This is a genomic window from Exiguobacterium sp. EF_C8, assembly GCF_054956715.1.
The window spans coordinates 722,180-740,365 of the sequence record NZ_CM143264.1; the positions used below are offsets into that span (position 1 = coordinate 722,180).

At 45.9% G+C, this 18,186-nt stretch carries 18 protein-coding genes; 7 read left to right on the forward strand and 11 right to left on the reverse strand.

The window, feature by feature from the left end; genetic code table 11:
• The first annotated feature begins 16 nt into the window (after positions 1–16).
• Positions 17–2,440, forward strand: a complete 2,424-nt coding sequence (locus tag ACY2IG_RS03815) for a glycogen/starch/alpha-glucan phosphorylase (RefSeq protein WP_329470194.1) — start codon at positions 17–19, stop codon at positions 2,438–2,440.
• A 41-nt stretch (positions 2,441–2,481) separates the two neighbouring features.
• Here the strand turns inward: ACY2IG_RS03815 and ACY2IG_RS03820 are convergent, their stop codons facing one another.
• On the reverse strand, positions 2,482–3,300 hold the full coding sequence (locus tag ACY2IG_RS03820; RefSeq protein ID WP_290773596.1) for a sulfurtransferase: 819 nt from the start codon (positions 3,298–3,300) through the stop codon (positions 2,482–2,484).
• A 92-nt stretch (positions 3,301–3,392) separates the two neighbouring features.
• Between ACY2IG_RS03820 and ACY2IG_RS03825 the strand changes: the two genes are divergently transcribed.
• Together ACY2IG_RS03825 and ACY2IG_RS03830 are read left to right on the forward strand one after the other, a co-directional pair.
• Positions 3,393–5,129, forward strand: a complete 1,737-nt coding sequence (locus ACY2IG_RS03825) for a phospho-sugar mutase (protein ID WP_056059933.1) — start codon at positions 3,393–3,395, stop codon at positions 5,127–5,129.
• Between the two features lie 137 nt (positions 5,130–5,266).
• Positions 5,267–6,163, forward strand: a complete 897-nt coding sequence (locus tag ACY2IG_RS03830; protein WP_056059936.1) for an aldo/keto reductase — start codon at positions 5,267–5,269, stop codon at positions 6,161–6,163.
• A gap of 174 nt (positions 6,164–6,337) precedes the next feature.
• On the opposite strand, the gene ACY2IG_RS03835 is transcribed toward ACY2IG_RS03830, so the two are convergent.
• From ACY2IG_RS03835 to ACY2IG_RS03855, 5 genes are all read right to left on the reverse strand, one after another.
• Positions 6,338–6,526: a hypothetical protein gene (locus ACY2IG_RS03835; protein WP_035409434.1), complete on the reverse strand. Its 189-nt coding sequence runs from the start codon at positions 6,524–6,526 to the stop codon at positions 6,338–6,340.
• A gap of 141 nt (positions 6,527–6,667) precedes the next feature.
• On the reverse strand, positions 6,668–7,318 hold the full coding sequence (locus tag ACY2IG_RS03840; RefSeq protein WP_056059938.1) for an amino acid ABC transporter permease: 651 nt from the start codon (positions 7,316–7,318) through the stop codon (positions 6,668–6,670).
• A complete protein-coding gene (locus tag ACY2IG_RS03845; RefSeq protein WP_056059940.1) occupies positions 7,315–8,082 on the reverse strand; it encodes a transporter substrate-binding domain-containing protein in 768 nt (255 codons plus the stop codon). Before ACY2IG_RS03845 ends, ACY2IG_RS03840 begins: the two co-directional genes overlap by 4 nt.
• A gap of 164 nt (positions 8,083–8,246) precedes the next feature.
• A complete protein-coding gene (locus ACY2IG_RS03850; RefSeq protein ID WP_035409428.1) occupies positions 8,247–9,353 on the reverse strand; it encodes an ABC transporter ATP-binding protein in 1,107 nt (368 codons plus the stop codon).
• Between the two features lie 117 nt (positions 9,354–9,470).
• Positions 9,471–10,304, reverse strand: coding sequence for a PucR family transcriptional regulator (locus tag ACY2IG_RS03855; protein ID WP_056059943.1), 834 nt, complete (start codon positions 10,302–10,304; stop codon positions 9,471–9,473).
• 78 nt (positions 10,305–10,382) lie between these two features.
• Here ACY2IG_RS03855 and ACY2IG_RS03860 point away from each other — a divergent pair, with 78 nt between their 5' ends.
• Together ACY2IG_RS03860 and ACY2IG_RS03865 are read left to right on the forward strand one after the other, a co-directional pair.
• Positions 10,383–11,519 (forward strand): DUF445 family protein, encoded by a 1,137-nt coding sequence (locus ACY2IG_RS03860; protein ID WP_462618382.1) that lies wholly within the window; start codon positions 10,383–10,385, stop codon positions 11,517–11,519.
• A 20-nt stretch (positions 11,520–11,539) separates the two neighbouring features.
• A complete protein-coding gene (locus ACY2IG_RS03865) occupies positions 11,540–11,914 on the forward strand; it encodes a YlbF/YmcA family competence regulator (protein WP_023467337.1) in 375 nt (124 codons plus the stop codon).
• A 53-nt stretch (positions 11,915–11,967) separates the two neighbouring features.
• Here ACY2IG_RS03865 and ACY2IG_RS03870 read toward each other — a convergent pair whose 3' ends face one another.
• The 3 genes from ACY2IG_RS03870 to ACY2IG_RS03880 form a co-directional block, all read right to left on the reverse strand.
• The gene (locus tag ACY2IG_RS03870; protein ID WP_056059948.1) at positions 11,968–12,180 is read right to left on the reverse strand and encodes a YhzD family protein; all 213 of its coding nucleotides are present in this window, start codon (positions 12,178–12,180) and stop codon (positions 11,968–11,970) included.
• A 57-nt stretch (positions 12,181–12,237) separates the two neighbouring features.
• Positions 12,238–13,317, reverse strand: a complete 1,080-nt coding sequence (dinB, locus tag ACY2IG_RS03875) for a DNA polymerase IV (protein WP_375091396.1) — start codon at positions 13,315–13,317, stop codon at positions 12,238–12,240.
• Positions 13,318–13,380: 63 nt separating this feature from the next.
• Positions 13,381–14,286: a magnesium transporter CorA family protein gene (locus tag ACY2IG_RS03880; protein WP_290773580.1), complete on the reverse strand. Its 906-nt coding sequence runs from the start codon at positions 14,284–14,286 to the stop codon at positions 13,381–13,383.
• 104 nt (positions 14,287–14,390) lie between these two features.
• Here ACY2IG_RS03880 and ACY2IG_RS03885 point away from each other — a divergent pair, with 104 nt between their 5' ends.
• Together ACY2IG_RS03885 and namA are read left to right on the forward strand one after the other, a co-directional pair.
• A complete protein-coding gene (locus tag ACY2IG_RS03885) occupies positions 14,391–15,311 on the forward strand; it encodes an HD domain-containing protein (RefSeq protein ID WP_029340932.1) in 921 nt (306 codons plus the stop codon).
• Between the two features lie 12 nt (positions 15,312–15,323).
• Positions 15,324–16,355: an NADPH dehydrogenase NamA gene (gene namA, locus ACY2IG_RS03890; protein ID WP_329470203.1), complete on the forward strand. Its 1,032-nt coding sequence runs from the start codon at positions 15,324–15,326 to the stop codon at positions 16,353–16,355.
• A gap of 61 nt (positions 16,356–16,416) precedes the next feature.
• Here the strand turns inward: namA and ACY2IG_RS03895 are convergent, their stop codons facing one another.
• Complete coding sequence (locus tag ACY2IG_RS03895) at positions 16,417–17,331, reverse strand: peptidylprolyl isomerase (RefSeq protein ID WP_035409413.1); 915 nt, start codon at positions 17,329–17,331, stop codon at positions 16,417–16,419.
• Positions 17,332–17,596: 265 nt separating this feature from the next.
• The gene (locus tag ACY2IG_RS03900; RefSeq protein ID WP_035409411.1) at positions 17,597–18,166 is read right to left on the reverse strand and encodes an HTH-type transcriptional regulator Hpr; all 570 of its coding nucleotides are present in this window, start codon (positions 18,164–18,166) and stop codon (positions 17,597–17,599) included.
• Between the last annotated feature and the right edge of the window lie 20 nt (positions 18,167–18,186).

An 18,186-nucleotide genomic window follows, 5' to 3' on the forward strand; every position in this document is an offset into this window, starting at 1 on the left:
GAAAAGGAGTTACGTCATGTTCAAAGATATAGAGAAGTTCAAGGAGAGGTTTACGGAACGATTCGTTTCGATGCATGGCAAGGCAATAACGGAAGCAACAGAAAACGATATCTATCAGACACTTGCTTATCTGGTACGTGAGACGGTCACGACCGATTGGTTGCGGACAAAGGAAACATATACCCATAAAAAAAGTAAGCAAGTCTATTACTTTTCACTCGAGTTTTTGCTCGGACGTTTCTTGCATAACAACCTATTAAGTCTTGACGTCTTAAAGGATGTGGAACGGGGACTGGAAGAACTCGGATATCAGCTCAGTGATCTGACAGAAGAAGAGCCGGAACCAGGACTCGGAAACGGAGGTCTCGGTCGTCTCGCAGCCTGTTTTCTTGATTCCTTGGCTGCGCTTGGTCTACCGGGACATGGGAACGGTATCCGATACCAATATGGTCTGTTTAAGCAAAAAATCATCGATGGCTATCAAGTCGAGCTACCGGATAACTGGCTGAAGAACGGAAACATGTGGGAAATTAGACGTTCTGATAAAGCGGTCGATATTTCATTCGGTGGACATGTGTGGCTCGAAGAAGTCGGTGATGGGTATCGCGTCCATCATGAACCGACTGAAATCGTCCGTGCTGTTCCGTACGATATGCCGATCGTTGGCTATCAAAACAAGGTTGTCAATAACCTGCGACTCTGGAGTGCTGAGTCTCCACTTGATGATGATGAATTACTTAGTCAATACCGTGGGAACTATAAAGATTTACTGGCACATAAACAATCGATTCAGACGATTTCAGAGTTCTTGTATCCGGATGATACGACGTACGAAGGAAAAGAACTCCGTCTAAAGCAACAATATTTCTTCGTCTCTGCAGGATTAAGGAGTATCTTGACGTCCTTTAAAAAACGAAACCATTCATTGAAGCAACTCGGGAATCATATTGCCATTCATATCAATGATACGCATCCGGTCGTCGCGATTCCGGAATTGATGCGGATTCTTGTTGATGAAGAAAGGTTTGGATGGGAAGAAGCGTGGCGGATCACGAAGAGTGTCATGTCGTTTACGAACCACACGTTATTATCAGAAGCACTCGAACGTTGGCCGGTTGATTTGTTCCGTCGCTTGTTGCCACGCATCTATCTCATCATCGAGGAAATCAACCGACGCTTCTGTAAAGATGTGCTGGCGAACTATCCACACATGGAAGCACATATGCGAGATATCGCCATCATCGCGGACGATCGGATCAACATGGCGAATCTGGCTGTCGTCGGCACGCATTCAACGAACGGTGTCGCTCAGATTCATACTGAGATTCTGAAGCAGCGCGAGATGCGACTATTCTATGAGATGTTTCCGCTTCGATTTAATAATAAGACGAACGGGATTACACATCGTCGCTGGCTTCTCTCATCGAACCCAGCACTGGCAAAACGTGTGACAGAAGCGATCGGGGATGGTTGGATTCAGCATCCGTCCGATTTGCAAAAATTGACGAAATGGGCAGAGGATTCAGCACTGCAGAAGGACATCGCCGAGATCAAGCTTCAGCGTAAGGAAGAATTAGCGTTGCTCATTGAAAAGGAAACAGGTATCGTCGTTGATCCAACCTCGATTTTTGATGTTCAAGTCAAGCGATTGCATGCGTACAAACGTCAACTCTTAAATGCGTTACACATTCATTCGCTCTATTATCGTCTGAAGGAAGACCGTTCCTTTACGATGACACCGCGGACATTCATCTTTGGTGCAAAGGCAGCGCCAGGCTATCATTATGCAAAAGAAGTCATTCGTTATATCAATGCGTTAGCTCGCTTAATTAATCAGGATCCAGAGGTCAGCCCATACTTGAAAGTCGTCTTCCTAGAAAACTATCGTGTATCGCTTGCTGAAAAGATTTTCCCGGCAAGTGATGTCAGTGAGCAGATTTCGACTGCCAGCTATGAAGCCTCTGGAACCGGCAATATGAAGTTCATGATGAATGGCGCTTTGACGATTGGAACGCTCGACGGAGCGAACATCGAAATTCGAGATGAAGTTGGGGATGCGAACATCTTCATCTTCGGCTTAACGCCGCAGGAAGTCATGAATTATAAGCAATACGGCGGTTATAGTGCGTATGATCAATACAGTGCCCAACCCGAGTTGCGACGAATCATCGATAGTCTCGTCGACGGGACATTATTTGCTCCGGGTGAATTCCAAGCAATTTACGATTCATTATTGACGTATAATGATGAGTATCTGATCCTGAAAGACTTCATGTCGTATCAACAAGCGCAGGAACGTATCGATCGGATGTATCAGCAACCGGAAGAATGGTATAAACGTGTCATTCTTAATATTGCTCGGTCAGGTGTGTTCTCAAGTGATCGAACGATTAAAGAGTATGCGAATGCGATCTGGAACATCAAACCAATTCAACTCTAAACAAAAAGACACTGACAGATGTTTCTGTCAGCGTCTGATGTTTACGAACGGGAGACGTCTTCACCGCGGCTGACCCAATCACTATAAGAGCCGGCGTAAAGCCGGACATCGGTTTTCCCGAGTGAGTGGAGAGCGATGACATTGACGCACGCTGTCACACCGCTTCCACAGTAGAGGATAGGTGCCGTGACCGGCAGGATGTCGGCGTATAGTTCTTTCAGATCTTCCGCATCTCGTAAACGACCATCTGGTGAGAGTGCTTGTTCAAAGTAACAATTTACGGCACCCGGAATGTGTCCGGCGACATGATCGAGTGGTTCGATTTCTCCGCGATACCGATCGGGCGCTCGGGAATCGATGACCAGCGTTTCTGTCAGCTGATCCTTTAGCTCTTCGAACGAGACGAGCATCTCGTCTTGGAAACGCGGCGTGTACTGAGAGGGTTCATAAGTAAAAGTCTCGTCTGTAACCGGAAGATCGAACGCTAGGTAAGAGGAGAATCCGCCCTCGAGAACTACGACACGCTCATGTCCGATCCATTTAAATAACCACCATGCACGAGCGGCATATGGAAAACCATCGTCATACAAAACGACGAAGTCTTCCGGGGTCACACCATGCTGTTCCAGTGTGTGTTGCCACGCTTCTTTTGAAGGAAGCGGATGCCGACCGCCGACCTCATCGATTGGACCAGAAAGGTCAGTCGTTAAATCCAGGTGCTGTGCACCTTCGACGTGTTGTTCTAAGAAAGCATTTCGTCCATATTCAGGTTGTTGTAAGTCATAGCGGCAGTCAAACCAGCGAATCTGATCCGTACGGACGAGCTGTTGAAGGTCTGCCATTTGAATCGTAGGAAACATGCCTCATCACCTTACCCTTTCTAGTGTTAATCATATGAAAGGTATCGTATCATCGCAAGTCTTACCCTCATTCAAAAAGGAGTCGATTTACTATGTCATGGAAAGAAACCTATCAAAAATGGGATCAGTTCGCTGATCTTGACAGTACATTAAAAGAAGAACTCGTCACGCTAGCAGCGGATGAAAAAGCAGCTGAAGAAGCATTCTATAAAGAACTCGAGTTTGGAACAGGTGGTATGCGCGGGGAGATCGGTGTCGGAACGAACCGGATGAATGTGTATACAGTTCGAAAAGCTTCACAAGGGTTCGCAGCATTCATTAAGGCATCAGGAGAAGAAGCGGCAGCAAAAGGAATCGTCATCGCACACGATTCACGCCATTTCTCACCAGAATTTGCGCTGGAGGCGGCACGGACGCTCGCAAGTAACGGCATCAAAGCGTATCTGTTCGACGGTCTACGTCCGACACCAGAACTTTCGTTTGCGGTTCGGTCTTTACAAGCAGCGGGCGGGATCGTCATCACAGCGAGTCACAACCCACCAGAATACAACGGCTATAAAGTGTACGGAGACGACGGTGGACAACTTCCACCAAAAGAAGCGGATGAACTCGTATCGTACGTCAGTCAAATCGAAGACGAGCTGTCGATTGAACTTGAGCAAGAAGAGGTCCTTCGTGCGAACGGTTTAATCGTCCGTGTCGGCGAAGAACTTGACGAAGCGTATCAAGAAAAATTACAGACGATTCGTGTCTTACCTTCAATCCAATCGGAATTAGCCGATCCACTAAAAATCGTTTTCACTCCACTTCACGGAACAGGTCTTGTCCCGGTAACAGAAGGCTTGAAACGTTACGGTTTCGAACACGTGACAGTCGTTAAGGAGCAAGCAGAGCCAGACGGTGCATTCCCGACCGTGACGTCACCGAACCCGGAAGAACATGCTGCCTTTAAACTGGCGATCGAATACGGAGATCGTACAGATGCCGATATCTTGATTGCGACGGATCCCGATGCTGACCGCGTCGGAGTAGCAACACGTGATGCAGACGGAGAATGGACAGTCTTGACAGGGAATCAGACGGGGGCATTGTTGCTTGACTATATCCTTTCACAAAAAGCGGCGCAGGGGACACTACCAGAGAACGGATTTGTCGCGAAGACAATCGTTACTTCAGAACTAGGTGCGTTGATTGCACGTCATTATGATCTCCATGTCGAGAACACGTTGACAGGCTTTAAGTTCATCGGGGAAAAAATCAAACAATACAATGCATCGGGTCAATATGAGTATCTCTTCGGCTATGAAGAGAGCTATGGATATCTCATCGGGGACTTCTGCCGCGACAAGGATGCCGTCCAAGCGTGCTTGTTAGCTGCTGAGATGGCTGCGTATCACAAAAAAGAAGGACGGACGCTCTATGAGGCATTACAGTCGATTTACGAGCAGTTCGGGTACTTTGAAGAGTCACTCCGCTCTCTGACGCTCAAAGGGAAGGATGGCGTGGCACAGATTGGTCGTATCATGGATACGTTCCGTGAGAATCCACCAAAACAAGTGGCTGGAGAACAGGTCGTCTTGTTCGAGGATTATGATGCGAGCATCGCTCACGATCTGAAGACACATCAACCCTCACCGATCAATCTGCCAAAATCCAATGTCTTGAAGTTCACGCTCAGTGATGGATCGTGGTTCTGCCTTCGTCCATCGGGCACGGAACCAAAAATTAAGTTCTATTTCAGCGTCACGTCACCAGATGCTGCTGAGACGACACGAAAACGTCAGCAAATCGAAGATGAAGTCATGCAGGAAGTCGAGCAAATTCAATAAGTCCTAAACAGGATTCCGTCGATGACGGAATCCTGTTTTTTGTCTTAGAGCATTGAAAATTGAAATTCGTGCAACCGTTACCATTTTGAGGTACAGTAAACGAGATAGAGTTCATACGATAGAGGAGTGGAAGAAACATGGAACGGATTCAGCTAACAGAAGATTTATCATTCTCACGGATCATTCATGGTCTGTGGCGATTGAATGAATGGGAAATGACGAAGGAAGAGCGTCTTGAATTGATTGAAGCATGCCTTGCTTTAGGAATTACGACGTTTGATCACGCAGATATCTATGGCGATTATACGAATGAACGCTTATTCGGGGAAGCTCTTGCCTTAAAACCGGAATTACGTGACCGGATGGAGATCGTCACGAAGACGGGCATCAAGATGAAAGGGAATCATTTCTCGGATCAGTCATTATCGTTCTATGATACGACGAAAGAGCATATTATCAAACAGGTCAATCGTTCCCTGCAAGAACTCGGTGTCGAGTACGTCGATACGTTGTTGATTCACCGTCCAGATCCATTGATGGATCCGAACGAGATTGCAGAAGCGTTCGTTGAGCTGAAGGACGCGGGTAAGGTACGGACATTCGGTCTATCGAACCATACACCTGCACAACAGAGTCTTATACAATCACGCTTACCGTTCATGCTCGTGACGAACCAACTCGAGTTATCGGTTTCGGAACTGAAACATTTCGAGGATGGATCCGTCGATCTGTGTCATGAAAATGAGATGCCATTGATGGCGTGGAGTCCGCTTGCGGGCGGTCGTCTCTTTAAGGACGAGCGATACGCACCGTTACGTGAAAAATTAGCTGAGATCGCTGAAAAGATCGGGGCAAAAGAAATCGACGAAGTCGCATATGCATGGTTACTTAAACATCCAGCACGTATCATGCCGATCGTTGGTTCTGGTAAGATTGAACGCATCGAATCTGCTGTTCGTTCGACGAATCTGTCGTTGACGCGCGAGCAATGGTTTGAGATTTTGAAGGCATCACGAGGTCGTGATGTCGATTAATCTAGACTGTGAGACAGAAATAAACGCATAAAATATTTTCTGTTTAAGAAATGAAGCGAGAGGATCGACCAGTACACGATCTGGAAACGATCCTCTCTTTCGTTTATGAATAGAGTAACAGTAAACAAAAAAAGTCCCATCTCAAGGGGGAGGAGAGATGGGAGATCTATGAGGTTAAGCTTCTAAGCGAAGCATCTCCTGACGATATTTATCTAAACGATCTTTACTTGCTGACATGCCAGCTTGGTCATTGGCTTGAATCGCATCGAAGAGCGTACTGAGCTCATAATCGATTTCGAGACGTAGCACTGGAATTCGCTGCTCTGCATCTTGTCTACGGAAAGCTTCAATTACTTGTTTCATCTCGGCCACGCTCCTTTGTAATTTGTCAGATAATTCTGATTTTTATTAGTATACTTGATTATTCCCGGATTGACTAGTGCTAAACCTCAAAAAATCTAAAAAAATACACTTGAAATCCTAACGGTTCCAAGTGTGAAAAATTCATTCTGGAATGCTGAAACGTGCTTCTAAACGATGTTGGACGCTTTGAATAAGTGTTGACATGACCCAGTAAATTGCAGCGGAGAACAAAAGTAGCGGCATGACGAGGTATGTCGTCGCTGAAATCTGGTCAGAGACGTACGTTAATTCCTCGACAGCAACGATCGTACCGAGTGATGTCGACTTGATGATATCGATGACAGAGTTCGAAAGCGGTGGAATCGCCCGAGATAGTGCTTGCGGCAAGATAACGTCCTTGAATGTCTTGCGACGCGGAATTCCAAGTGAGTCAGCAGCTTCCCATTGTCCACGATCGACAGAGGAGATGGCAGCGCGGAACGATTCCGAAATATATGCGGAAAAGTGAAGCGACAAACCGAAGGCAAGTGCTTGGAATCCAGTTAATTGAAGCGTGACGAGACCATTATAAAGAATCAAAATTTGCAACAAGAGTGGCGTTCCGCGGAAGAACGAGACGTATAAACGTGCAAAACCGCTGAAAACGGCAACGCGGCTATCACGCATGACGGCAAGAATCAACCCGAGAATAAGCGCAAAGACGATGGCGAGACCACTTGCTAGAAGGGTCGTGCCAATCGCCTTTGCGTAGACGTCCGAGTTATCTCGGACGATCGTCAGTAATTCACTCACTTACTGATATCCTCGTTGAAGTACTTCTTACCGATTTTTGCAAGAGTGCCGTCTTCTTGCATCTCAGCGAGTGCTTTGTTGAAGTCTTTTGTATACTTGCTATTTTTCGCCATCATGAAGCCAGATTCGTTCTTATCGAACGTCTCACCGACAGCTTTGACTTTATACCCCGCTTTTTTCAACTCCGTCAAAACGAAGAGGCGATCGTTCATGGCTGCATCAACGCGACCCGCTTCAAGGTCTTTTAAGACTTGATTCGCACCTTTATAGTATTTTACTTTAGCGCCTGCTTTTTCAGCCGTTTTTGCATAAAGTGAACCTTGTGTCGAACCGACTGTTTTTCCTTTTAAGTCATCGAGTGTTTTGATGTCATTCGTTTTATTGTTAACGATGATCGTTGAACCAGAAACCGTATACGCATCAGAAAAAGCGTACTTTTCTTGACGCTCAGGTGTGATACCCATTTGGTTCGCAATGACATCGATTCGTTTTGAATCGAGTGCCGGGATGAGTCCTTTAAAGTCCATCGCTTTGTAATCGACTTTATAGCCAGCACGTTTTGCGACTTCGTTCATGACATCTACGTCATAACCCATCAATTTTCCTTTTTCTTTGTACGTGAATGGTGGGTATGTTGCTTCCGTTCCGACTGTAATGACTTTTGACTCTTTACCAGAACCTGCGTTGTCGTTCGAAGCGCCGCATGCTGCAAGCACCCCCGCTGTCGATAATGCTGCTACAGCTAATTTCAAACCGTGTTTCATAGCGCTCTCTCCTTTTATAAATGAATGATTTCAATTCCTAGTTTTCGAATAGGATTAATTTTAAGCTACAAGCAGTATCATACAAAGTTACAGGAACGTCTGTCAATAAAAAAGACTGCCCTTAAATGGACAGTCTGAAACATCATAACTGATCGATGATGTGATTAACGAATCGTTGCTTCTGTTGAAGCATCGAAGAAGTGTGCTTTTGTCATATCGAAGAAGAGATCAAGCTGTGATCCCATCTCGACATGTGAACGTGAATCGACACGTGCCGTGAATGCTTGTTGTCCGACTTTTGAGTAGAGATAAGACTCTGCACCCATCAATTCAGAAACTTCGATATGCGCTGGGAAACGATGTGCTGTTTTAGTGTCTTGGTAGATCAATTCCGCATGGATGTCTTCTGGACGAATTCCGAGGACGAGATCTTTATTCGTATAACCGCGGTCGCGGAGAACTTTCATTTTTCCTTCTGGTACTTCGAATTTCTCTTCTGTTCCTGAAACATGGAAGAGACCGTCTTCTGCCAGTTTACCTGTCAAGAAGTTCATCGATGGTGAACCGATGAATCCAGCAACGAACATGTTATCCGGGTGATCATAGACTTCCTTCGGCGTACCGACTTGTTGAATGATTCCGGCTTTCATGATGACGATCCGTGTCGCAAGCGTCATCGCTTCCGTCTGATCGTGCGTGACGTAAATCGTCGTCGTCTCAAGACGTTTGTGTAACTGAATGATCTCCTTACGCATTTGTACACGTAATTTAGCGTCCAAGTTCGAGAGCGGCTCATCCATTAAGAAGACTTTAGCATCACGAACAATGGCGCGACCAATCGCGACCCGTTGACGCTGACCACCAGAGAGTGCTTTTGGCTTCCGCTCGAGATATTCTTCAAGACCAAGGATACGAGCTGCGTTATCAACGCGTTGCTTGATTTCATCTTTCGGGAACTTCCGAAGCTTTAATCCGAACGCCATGTTATCGAAGACGTTCATGTGTGGATACAAAGCGTAGTTTTGGAAGACCATCGCGATATCGCGATCTTTTGGCGCTACATCATTCATGCGTTTACCGTCGATGATAAAGTCTCCACCTGAGATTTCTTCAAGTCCAGCGATCATCCGGAGTGTCGTCGATTTCCCACAACCAGATGGTCCAACGAAGACGATGAATTCCTTATCTTTAATATGCAGATTGAAATCATCAACCGCTTTTGCATCACCTGAGTAGATTTTATCGATATGTTCAAGACGAATTTCAGCCATGTTGTAGTTCCCCCTAGTAAATGATGAAATAATAACGCTTACAAGAAATAGTATAAAAGAAGTCAGGTAGTCTGCCTATGGACAACCTGACTAAATGCAAACGTTTTCAATTAGGCATCATGCTACAAGTAACAAGGTATAAAGAAAAGTGGCCCCTTCAAACGACCGAACATCGATTTCTGTCTGTTCCGTTAAGCGGTCAAGTCGATACTGGAGACTGTTCCGATGTAAGTATAGATGTTTTGCTGTCAAAGAGACATTCAAGTTAGCTCGGCAAAAAGCGAGGATCGTCTCACGAGACTCTGGCTCGAGGGACAGGATGAACTGATCGACGAGTGTTGCCCGATATCGGTCATCTAGACTTGCAAGACGAGTCATGGCAGGTAAAAAACGTTCGATTTGCGTAGAAGGGACGAAGGTGAGCGCTGCTTGTTCGAGTTGAAATTGAACGGCAATGTCGCCGGTAGCACGCTGTTGACCAAGCAACACCTTACCATCAAGCACAAAATCAGATTGTAGTGCTAAAAATAAATCGTGTAGTTCTGCCTCAATAACGAATTCTTCTCGTTCGATGATCGTAAAACGATGAGTACTGAAAGGAATGAGCGTACTGGTCTGCGAAAAGAAAGAGGAGAGCAGTTGTTGGATTTCCTCACTCGTACGTTCATCAGTTGGATTAAATAAAAAGTGGACAAGTCGAAATGGTCGATCTTCCACAGCATGAGCAGATTGGAGACGTTCTCGCCATAGATCGATATCTGACCGCGACGTCGTGATGATGCGCTCGGCAAATACATCAAGCAGTTGTTGTTCACGGTCGGAGATGGCAGTCGTCTTGATCCCAAAACAAAGCCCATCTGTAAGACGATATACGCTATACTGTTCCTGGCAATACAGATTCGGATCGGTCGTAAGCTGGTCATTGAATACAGTCATCAGTTGTCGTAACACACGGCATCACTCCTAAATCGTACATAACTAACTATCTCGACTTTACCATAAGTCGAAAATCGGAAGGAATGATAACTTATGTCAGACACTTTGTTACTCGTGTTGAAGCTTGTTGGAATCGTCATCATCGGTGCCCTCATCGGAGCGATCACGAACCATTTGGCGATCCGAATGTTGTTTCGACCACTTGAACCGAAATACATTGGAAAATTTCGCGTACCATTCACGCCTGGTCTGATTCCAAAACGACGGAATGAACTGGCAGCAAATCTCGGACGGACGGTCGTCAAGCATCTCTTGACGCCAGAAGGGATTGGGAAACGTCTCGCATCACCAGCTGTTCGTGGAGCCGTCACGCGTCTCGTCGAACAAGAAGTCATGAAATGGACACGCTCGGAAGAGACGACAGAAGCATGGATCAGTCGCTTTATCGATGAACCAAAACAACGGATCCAAGGGAAGATCAGTTATCACTTGGAGCAGGAGTTTTCGCGTCTGATGAATAAATGGCGGGAGCAATCTGTGCGAAACTTGATCGGAGCAAGCGGAGAACAAAAAATCGAAGAAGTCATGCCAAGACTCGTCGCATCCGTATTACACCAAGCAGAAGCATACTTTGACGGACCAGAAGGACGTCTACAACTCGAGGAAACCGTTGCTCGTTTCATCCAACAGCGACTGGGTGGCGGGATGTTCGGGATGTTGCTCGCAAATGTCAACGTCGTCGATATGATTCAGCCGGAGCTGAAACGGGTACTTCAATCAGAGTCGACGTCTCAGTTCATTCTTGCTTTATTACGTCAGGAATGGCAAAAGGGACTGGATCGCCCGCTGTCGTCTTATCTGACAGAAGAGACCGAGTCACGGATTCGACAGACTGTCAAAGAACAGATCATGGCACGTTTACCGATTGAGTCGATGCTTGCTACACCGTTACGCGTCTGGTTGAATCCACTTGAGTCACAATTACTCGAGCAACATGTCCCTGTCATCATCGATCATCTATTCGAACGGACGACGAATCAAATCGGGCAGATCCTTCAGACGCTCGATCTCGAAACAATCGTTCGAGAAGAGGTTGATTTGCTGGATACTGCGTATCTCGAGGAAATCGTCTTATCGATTTCCAAGCGGGAATTCCGTGCTATCACTTGGCTTGGAGGGTTGTTAGGTGGTTTAATTGGATTGATACAGGCGGGGCTTTATCTCGTCTAAACAAATTGGAGGTTTTACTCATGGCAGAAACAAATTTATACGATCACGCGTACACACTGGAGCGCGCATTGCGCGAAACTTCGGAGTACACGACATTAAAAGATTTGTATACGCAAGTTAACGCAGATCCGGAATCAAACGAATTGTTCGCATCGTTCCGTAACATCCAACTCGAATTACAACAAAAACAGATGCAGGGTGAAGAAATTACACCAGACGATATGGCGTCTGCCCAAACAAAGATGCTTGAAGTCCAAAACAACCCATTGATCAGTCAGCTGATGCAAGAAGAGCAACGGATGCACACGATGTTGACGGAAGTCACACAAATCATCATGAAGCCGTTAGAAGAGCTCTATGCGCCAATGATGGAGCAACAAGACGACGTGCAATAAGTAAACAAAAGGAAGACGTGCCGATATAGCGCGTCTTCCTTTTTTAGTATGGTTTAAGATGAAGCAGGAACGATTCGTGGTAAGTAAGCGCGCTCGAAATGAATGAGACGACCTGAACGTGTAACGCGAGCTGCATGATGGGCATAACCGCTTTCATTCAAGCGCCGAATCCCTTCTTCTCGTGCCTGACCATCCGTCTCTGCTTCAAAGACGTCATCGAGTAACGTTTCACCACGATCTGAAAATACTGTAATCGTATACTGCATACTTGTTCCCCCTTGTCTGATTGGTCTTGTACTCAGTATAATGAATCGCTATTCATTTCACAAGCGTAAGTCCAAGTCCTGCCACGTCAACTGTCTCGCAGCGGGAGGAGCTGTGAGGTGACTCACCGTCATACCAATCAAGCGGATTGGTCCATCGAAGGTAATGCCATTGAACAGTTTCGTTGTTTCCTCAAGTAATCGTTCTTCATCCGCCGTCTCTTCTGCAAACGTATGCCGTTTCGAACGTGACTGGAATGTGTCGGTCTTCCACTTGATCGTAATCGTTCGGCAGACGAGTTCTTTTTTTTGAAGACTTGCAATGACAGATTTTGATTCTCGAATCAACGTCTCAAATATCGTATCGATATCCTCGGTATCTTCTTCAAAGGTAGTCTCAGAACCAATCGATTTTCGCTCGCGTTCCGGACGAACTGGTCGTTCATCGATCCCATGCGCCATCGCATGTAGTTCCGCTCCCCGATCACGTCCAAGCAAAGCCCGCAATTGTTCGACGGGCATTGCTTGGACATCTGCGACGGTTTCAATCCCTTGTTTTCGTAACGCTTGTTCCGTGACTTTTCCGACGCCATGTAAATCTCCAATTTTCAATGGAGACAAGAAATTGAGAACTTCTTCTGGTGGGACGACGGTCATCCCGTTTGGCTTTTCGTATCCGGAAGCGACCTTCGCGACGAGCTTAGAGTTAGAGACACCGGCAGAGGCTGTCAGACCCGTTCGTTCTTTAATTTGTTTCAGGATATATTGCGCGATATACGTCGCACTTTTTTGATCGAAATAATTTTCCGTGACGTCAAGATACGCCTCATCAAGCGAGAGCGGCTCGACGAGCGGTGTCACTTCTCGAAAAAGCTCCATGATTTGCGCACTGACGGTCCGGTAGACGTCAAAACGAGGACGAATGAAAACGGCACGAGGGCACAGTTGGAACGCGCGTCTTGAGGGCATCGCGCTATGGATACCGTATTTCCGTGCTTCATAGGAACAGGTCGCTACGACACCACGGGCATGAGGCGGTCCACCAACGACGACAGGAACACCTTTTAATCGAGGACGATCGCGTTGCTCGACGGAAGCATAAAAGGCGTCCATATCAATATGAATGATTTTTCGTTCCATCGGACAAGCGTCTCCTTTCAGTGGATATGATACAATTAGTATAACGAACTTATGTTCTGATATCTATTTTTTTGGTCGACTATTCTTTGGCATACGCACAAGAGCGCCTAACCATCCACGCCAGCGCATCCAGTAAAAGATACCACTAGTCGATAAAAAGATTAGACCGAGGGATATGGCGTAGCCGTATTTCCAGTCTAATTCCGGCATGATTTTAAAGTTCATCCCCCAAATCGCACCGAGGGCCATCGTCGGTGTCGCGACGGCAGTAAAGATCGTTAATGCCTTCATAATCTCGTTTCCTCGGAAGTTCGAAACGGTCGTTGATAAGTCGAGAAGGACTTCAATGTCTTTTTGGTAGTGTTCAATGAGCATCAACAGACGGCGGACACGTTTCGTAGCTAGTTTCAAGGAAATGTCCTCAAGATACGTTTCTTCCTCGAGAAACGACTCTTCGCCAGCCATGACGAGTTCTTGAAATGGAACGATCAAATCGGACCAGTTCTCAATCGTGTCGCGTAGCGCGAAGATGCTATCAAGCGAATCTTCATTGATGCTGCCGCGTAGTTCATCTTGTCTTGAAAACAGTTCTGTCTCAAACTGATCGATACCGGCGAAATACGTATTCAACTGTAAAGCGAGAATCGTATAAAAAGCCGCGAATGGATGAGCGGGAGAATAGGGTGCGACTAGGGACACGATTGAATCCGACAATCCGATCGTGATCAGTTTTTCTTTCGTTACATAAAAGCAAATCGAGCGACGGTCACTTTTGTCGACAGGGTTTTGCCATGTGACGACAGCACCATAAAGAACCCCTTTTTCTGAACGCGTGAAGTTCATATCTTTCGATCGCAACTGCGTGATCCAGTCCATTTCGGATTGGTCGACGGCAGCCGTCGGAAATATTTGTTCATAGTCAGCTAAATCGAGATAGCGGGACCAATTAAATTGAGGTTCCAGTTCCATGTTCATGACTCCCATATAGTAGAATGAAATAGTATATGCCTTAAGTGTAGTCAATGGAATATAAAAAAGACACCTATTTTACAGATAAAGGACGTGTTTCAAGAATGAAAGGAATCGGGAAGTTAGCAGTTGGAGAAACGCTCGATCAACGAGCGATGATCAAGCAAGCAGTCAAAGGAATTGCAGCAAATGGGAAACCATACCTGACGCTCATCTTGACGGATAAGACAGGCGAAATCGAGACGAAGATGTGGGATACGAGTGACCTTGAAAAATATGCGCCAAAGTCAATCGTTCATGCTGCTGGAGAAGTCATGGACTATCGAGGACGGACACAACTGAAGCTCAAACAAATTACGGTCCTAGAGGAGACGAATGTCGAGGACTATGTTCAATCAGCACCTATTCCACGAGAGCAGATTGAGACGGAAGTACTCGCGTTCGTAGAATCGATTCAAAACAGTGACATGAAAAAGCTCGTCAAACATTTGATCACTTCACGATTTGACGCCTACTTCACGCATCCGGCAGCGGTCAAGAATCATCATGCCTTTTACTCGGGACTGTCGTACCACGTCCTTTCGATGTTGCGCTTAGCGGATCAAATCGCTCAACTCTATCCGACCTTAAACCGTGACGTGCTAATCAGTGGCATCATTCTACATGATTATGCGAAAATCAAGGAGTTATCCGATCCGGTTGCACCGGAATATACGTTACCTGGTAAACTCGTCGGTCATATTACGATGATGGTAGCGGAACTCGAAAAAGTCGGAGCAGAATTACAAATTGACGCAGAAGTACTGACTGTCTTGCAACATCTCGTCTTAAGTCATCATGGACGACCGGAATGGGGATCTGCTGTAGCACCACAAATGCGTGAGGCTGAAGTCTTGTTCTTGATCGATAACCTCGATGCGCGAATGACGATGATGGATCGTCTTCTTGAATATGTCGAACCGGGACAGTTCTCAGAACGATCATTTGCACTAGATAATCGTGCTTTCTATCGTCCGAAGCTATAAGGGGGAAGAAAGATGAAGACGAAGTTGTTTGATACGGTTCAACTCGGAACGTTGACATTCCGCAATCGGGTCATTATGGCGCCAATGTGCATGTACAGTGCAAAAGAAGATGGACTCGTGACGGATTGGCACGTCACACACTATGCAACCCGTGCAATGGGAGGCGTTGGTGGTGTCATTTTAGAAGCGAGTGCTGTCACGCCAGATGGTCGCATTTCAGCTGGGGACCTTGGGATCTGGTCAGATTCACATATCGAAGGATTACAACGAATCGCACAGCAAGTCAAAGCAGCGGGCGCAAAAGCGGGGATCCAACTGGCCCATGCCGGGCGTAAAAGCACGACGGCAGAACCACCCGTCGCACCGAGCGCTTTACCGTTTGATGATACGTATATGCATCCCCGTGCATTGACACTTGAGGAAATCGCGACAATCAAACAACAGTTCATCGATGCAGCATTAAGAGCGGAACGAGCAGGATATGACTTCATTGAAATCCATGGCGCACATGGTTATTTATTGAACACGTTCCTCTCTCCGTTATCCAATATTCGAGAAGACCAGTACGGCGGATCGACTGAAAATCGGATGCGCTTGTTGTTAGAAATCATTGATGGAATTCAAGCAGTCTCACAGCTCTCGATTTGGGTCCGGATTTCAGCAGCGGATCACGCAACAGGGGGAATGACGGCGACGGATTATATTCCACTTGCGAAAGAACTAGCAGCACGTAACATCGACCTACTCGACTGTAGTTCAGGTGCTGTCGTCGCCAATGCTGTACCGGAAGTATATCCGGGCTATCAAGTCAGCTATGCGGAAGAATTGAAACGAGAGACAGGCATGGCAACAGGAGCGGTTGGATTGATTACGACAGCAGCTCATGCAGAAGAGATCGTCCGTAACGGTCGAGCAGATATTGTCCTGCTCGCACGTGAACTTCTTCGCCAACCTTATTGGGTCTATCATGCGGCAGCCGAACTAGGAGATACGGTCGCCTTGCCGAAGCAATACGAACGAGCTCCGATCCGGACGGTTCGCTAATTCTTCACTCTCTATGAAAAACAACGTAAAAAAGGAAGCCTTCACGGCTTCCTTTTTTTGATTATTGCTGTTGTTGCATCATTTGTTGTTGCATTTGTTGTTGTTCTTGTTTGTCTAGATCGAAAGCGTCTTTGAAGTCTTTGTTTTCGACTTTGACATTGTATTCTTTCATGAGTGAACGATAAATATCGTTCGGGTTGACTTGTGCTGCTTTTTCTTCAGCAAGTGCTTTTTTAATACGTGCTTTTTCTTTATCGAGCGTGAAGTTTTTCTTCTCTTTACGATCGACTACTTTAATAATGTGATAGCCGAACTGTGTTTTGATCGGATCGGAGATTTTACCTTCAACGCCATCCTTGAACGCGTAATCTTCGAATTCCTTGACCATCTTACCTTTTGTGAAGTACCCGAGGTCTCCACCTTTTGCACCGCTACCTGTATCTGTTGATTTTTCTTTTGCAAGTTTCGCGAAGTCTGCGCCTTTATCCAATTGCTTTTTGATGTCTTTTGCTTCTGACTCTTTCGCAACAAGGATATGGCTTGCTTTGACTTCGACTTTTTCTTGATCGAAACGCTCTTGGATTTCTTTATCTGTTACTTTGGATTTCGCAGATTTTGCTTCTGTTAAGAGCATTTGTGTGCGAAGTACTTTTTCGAATTCTTTTTCGTTCTTGATTCCAGCAGATTTCAGTGTTGAGCTGAACTGCTCTTTATCCGGGAACTGGTCTTTTGTTTTCTTGACTTCTGCTTCGACTTCTTTGTCCGTGACTTCCTTACCGTATTTCTTTTCAAGCAATTTGTTCATCGTTTGCTGGAAGGCGATTTGAGCACCAGCTTTTTCGTATGCTTCATCTTGGACGTCAGCCTTGTTGACTTCGCCACCTTTGTAATTGATGACGGCTTCGTCATTTGATCCACATGCTGCTAACGTAAATACACTTGCGACTGCTGCTGCGCCTAGCAATTTCTTTTTCATACATACACCCCTAATTTACCATTTATTTCAACCGTTTTATCATATCATATTCTCGTTTGGTTGACAGCTGTATCTTGTCATGCCAAGAGATACTTGCTCTTTTCCATGCTATCACATCCAGGTAGTCGGTTGAGGATAATTTTTATGGGAAATTGTGAGGGAAATAACGCTCTTGAGACATAGTAGTAATGTCCCTGTCATGAGGAAATAAGACCTAAAAAAAGCATTCTAGCTGAAGGCTAAAACGCTTTTGATGATAGTATGCTTATGCTTTTTTTATCGAGTCCATGACAGGATCTTGCGGACGGCGATCTGCTTCTTCCGTGATCATCTTCGATGTCTCGGCAAAGATGTCCATGAAGCTGTCTCCGTACAAACGACGCACGATTGCAGAAATATCCGTCAGTTCTGGGAACTTACCGTACAATTCCTGAAGAGGAAGTGATGCGCGGAAGACGCCATTTTCTTCGGGACGGAATGCTTGGATCGTCTCGAGTAAAAGTGATTCGCCTGCCGGTGTCAACTGGACATAGGTATTTCGTTTATCGGTTTCCTTTTTCGAGAACGTCAACAATCCGCGGTCCTCTAACTTCTTCGAGAAGTTGAATGCCGTCGAGACGTGCATGACACCATACTTCGCGATCTCAGAAATCGAGGCACCACCTAGGGCATGCGAAATCCATAAAATATGGTGTTCGTTGATGTTTAGATCAAAAGGCTTGATCCAATTTTGCCAATCTTTTTCTACCGTTTTCCATAGTGCTTTGCTTAATTGGACAATTTTATGGCTATACAATAATGCTTCTTGTCCAGGATATAACTTTTCGTGTTCCATATCTGACTCATCCTTTCGAA

Excerpts from the sequence above, each read along its gene's own strand:
- ACY2IG_RS03815 (WP_329470194.1), top strand. The coding sequence starts at position 17 with ATGTTCAAAGATATAGAGAAGTTCAAGGAGAGGTTTACGGAACGATTC.
- ACY2IG_RS03820 (WP_290773596.1), bottom strand. The coding sequence starts at position 3,300 with ATGTTTCCTACGATTCAAATGGCAGACCTTCAACAGCTCGTCCGTACG.
- ACY2IG_RS03825 (WP_056059933.1), top strand. The coding sequence starts at position 3,393 with ATGTCATGGAAAGAAACCTATCAAAAATGGGATCAGTTCGCTGATCTT.
- ACY2IG_RS03830 (WP_056059936.1), top strand. The coding sequence starts at position 5,267 with ATGGAACGGATTCAGCTAACAGAAGATTTATCATTCTCACGGATCATT.
- ACY2IG_RS03835 (WP_035409434.1), bottom strand. The coding sequence starts at position 6,526 with ATGAAACAAGTAATTGAAGCTTTCCGTAGACAAGATGCAGAGCAGCGA.
- ACY2IG_RS03845 (WP_056059940.1), bottom strand. The coding sequence starts at position 8,082 with ATGAAACACGGTTTGAAATTAGCTGTAGCAGCATTATCGACAGCGGGG.
- ACY2IG_RS03850 (WP_035409428.1), bottom strand. The coding sequence starts at position 9,353 with ATGGCTGAAATTCGTCTTGAACATATCGATAAAATCTACTCAGGTGAT.
- ACY2IG_RS03860 (WP_462618382.1), top strand. The coding sequence starts at position 10,383 with ATGTCAGACACTTTGTTACTCGTGTTGAAGCTTGTTGGAATCGTCATC.
- ACY2IG_RS03865 (WP_023467337.1), top strand. The coding sequence starts at position 11,540 with ATGGCAGAAACAAATTTATACGATCACGCGTACACACTGGAGCGCGCA.
- ACY2IG_RS03870 (WP_056059948.1), bottom strand. The coding sequence starts at position 12,180 with ATGCAGTATACGATTACAGTATTTTCAGATCGTGGTGAAACGTTACTC.
- dinB (WP_375091396.1), bottom strand. The coding sequence starts at position 13,317 with ATGGAACGAAAAATCATTCATATTGATATGGACGCCTTTTATGCTTCC.
- ACY2IG_RS03880 (WP_290773580.1), bottom strand. The coding sequence starts at position 14,286 with ATGGAACTGGAACCTCAATTTAATTGGTCCCGCTATCTCGATTTAGCT.
- ACY2IG_RS03885 (WP_029340932.1), top strand. The coding sequence starts at position 14,391 with ATGAAAGGAATCGGGAAGTTAGCAGTTGGAGAAACGCTCGATCAACGA.
- namA (WP_329470203.1), top strand. The coding sequence starts at position 15,324 with ATGAAGACGAAGTTGTTTGATACGGTTCAACTCGGAACGTTGACATTC.
- ACY2IG_RS03895 (WP_035409413.1), bottom strand. The coding sequence starts at position 17,331 with ATGAAAAAGAAATTGCTAGGCGCAGCAGCAGTCGCAAGTGTATTTACG.
- ACY2IG_RS03900 (WP_035409411.1), bottom strand. The coding sequence starts at position 18,166 with ATGGAACACGAAAAGTTATATCCTGGACAAGAAGCATTATTGTATAGC.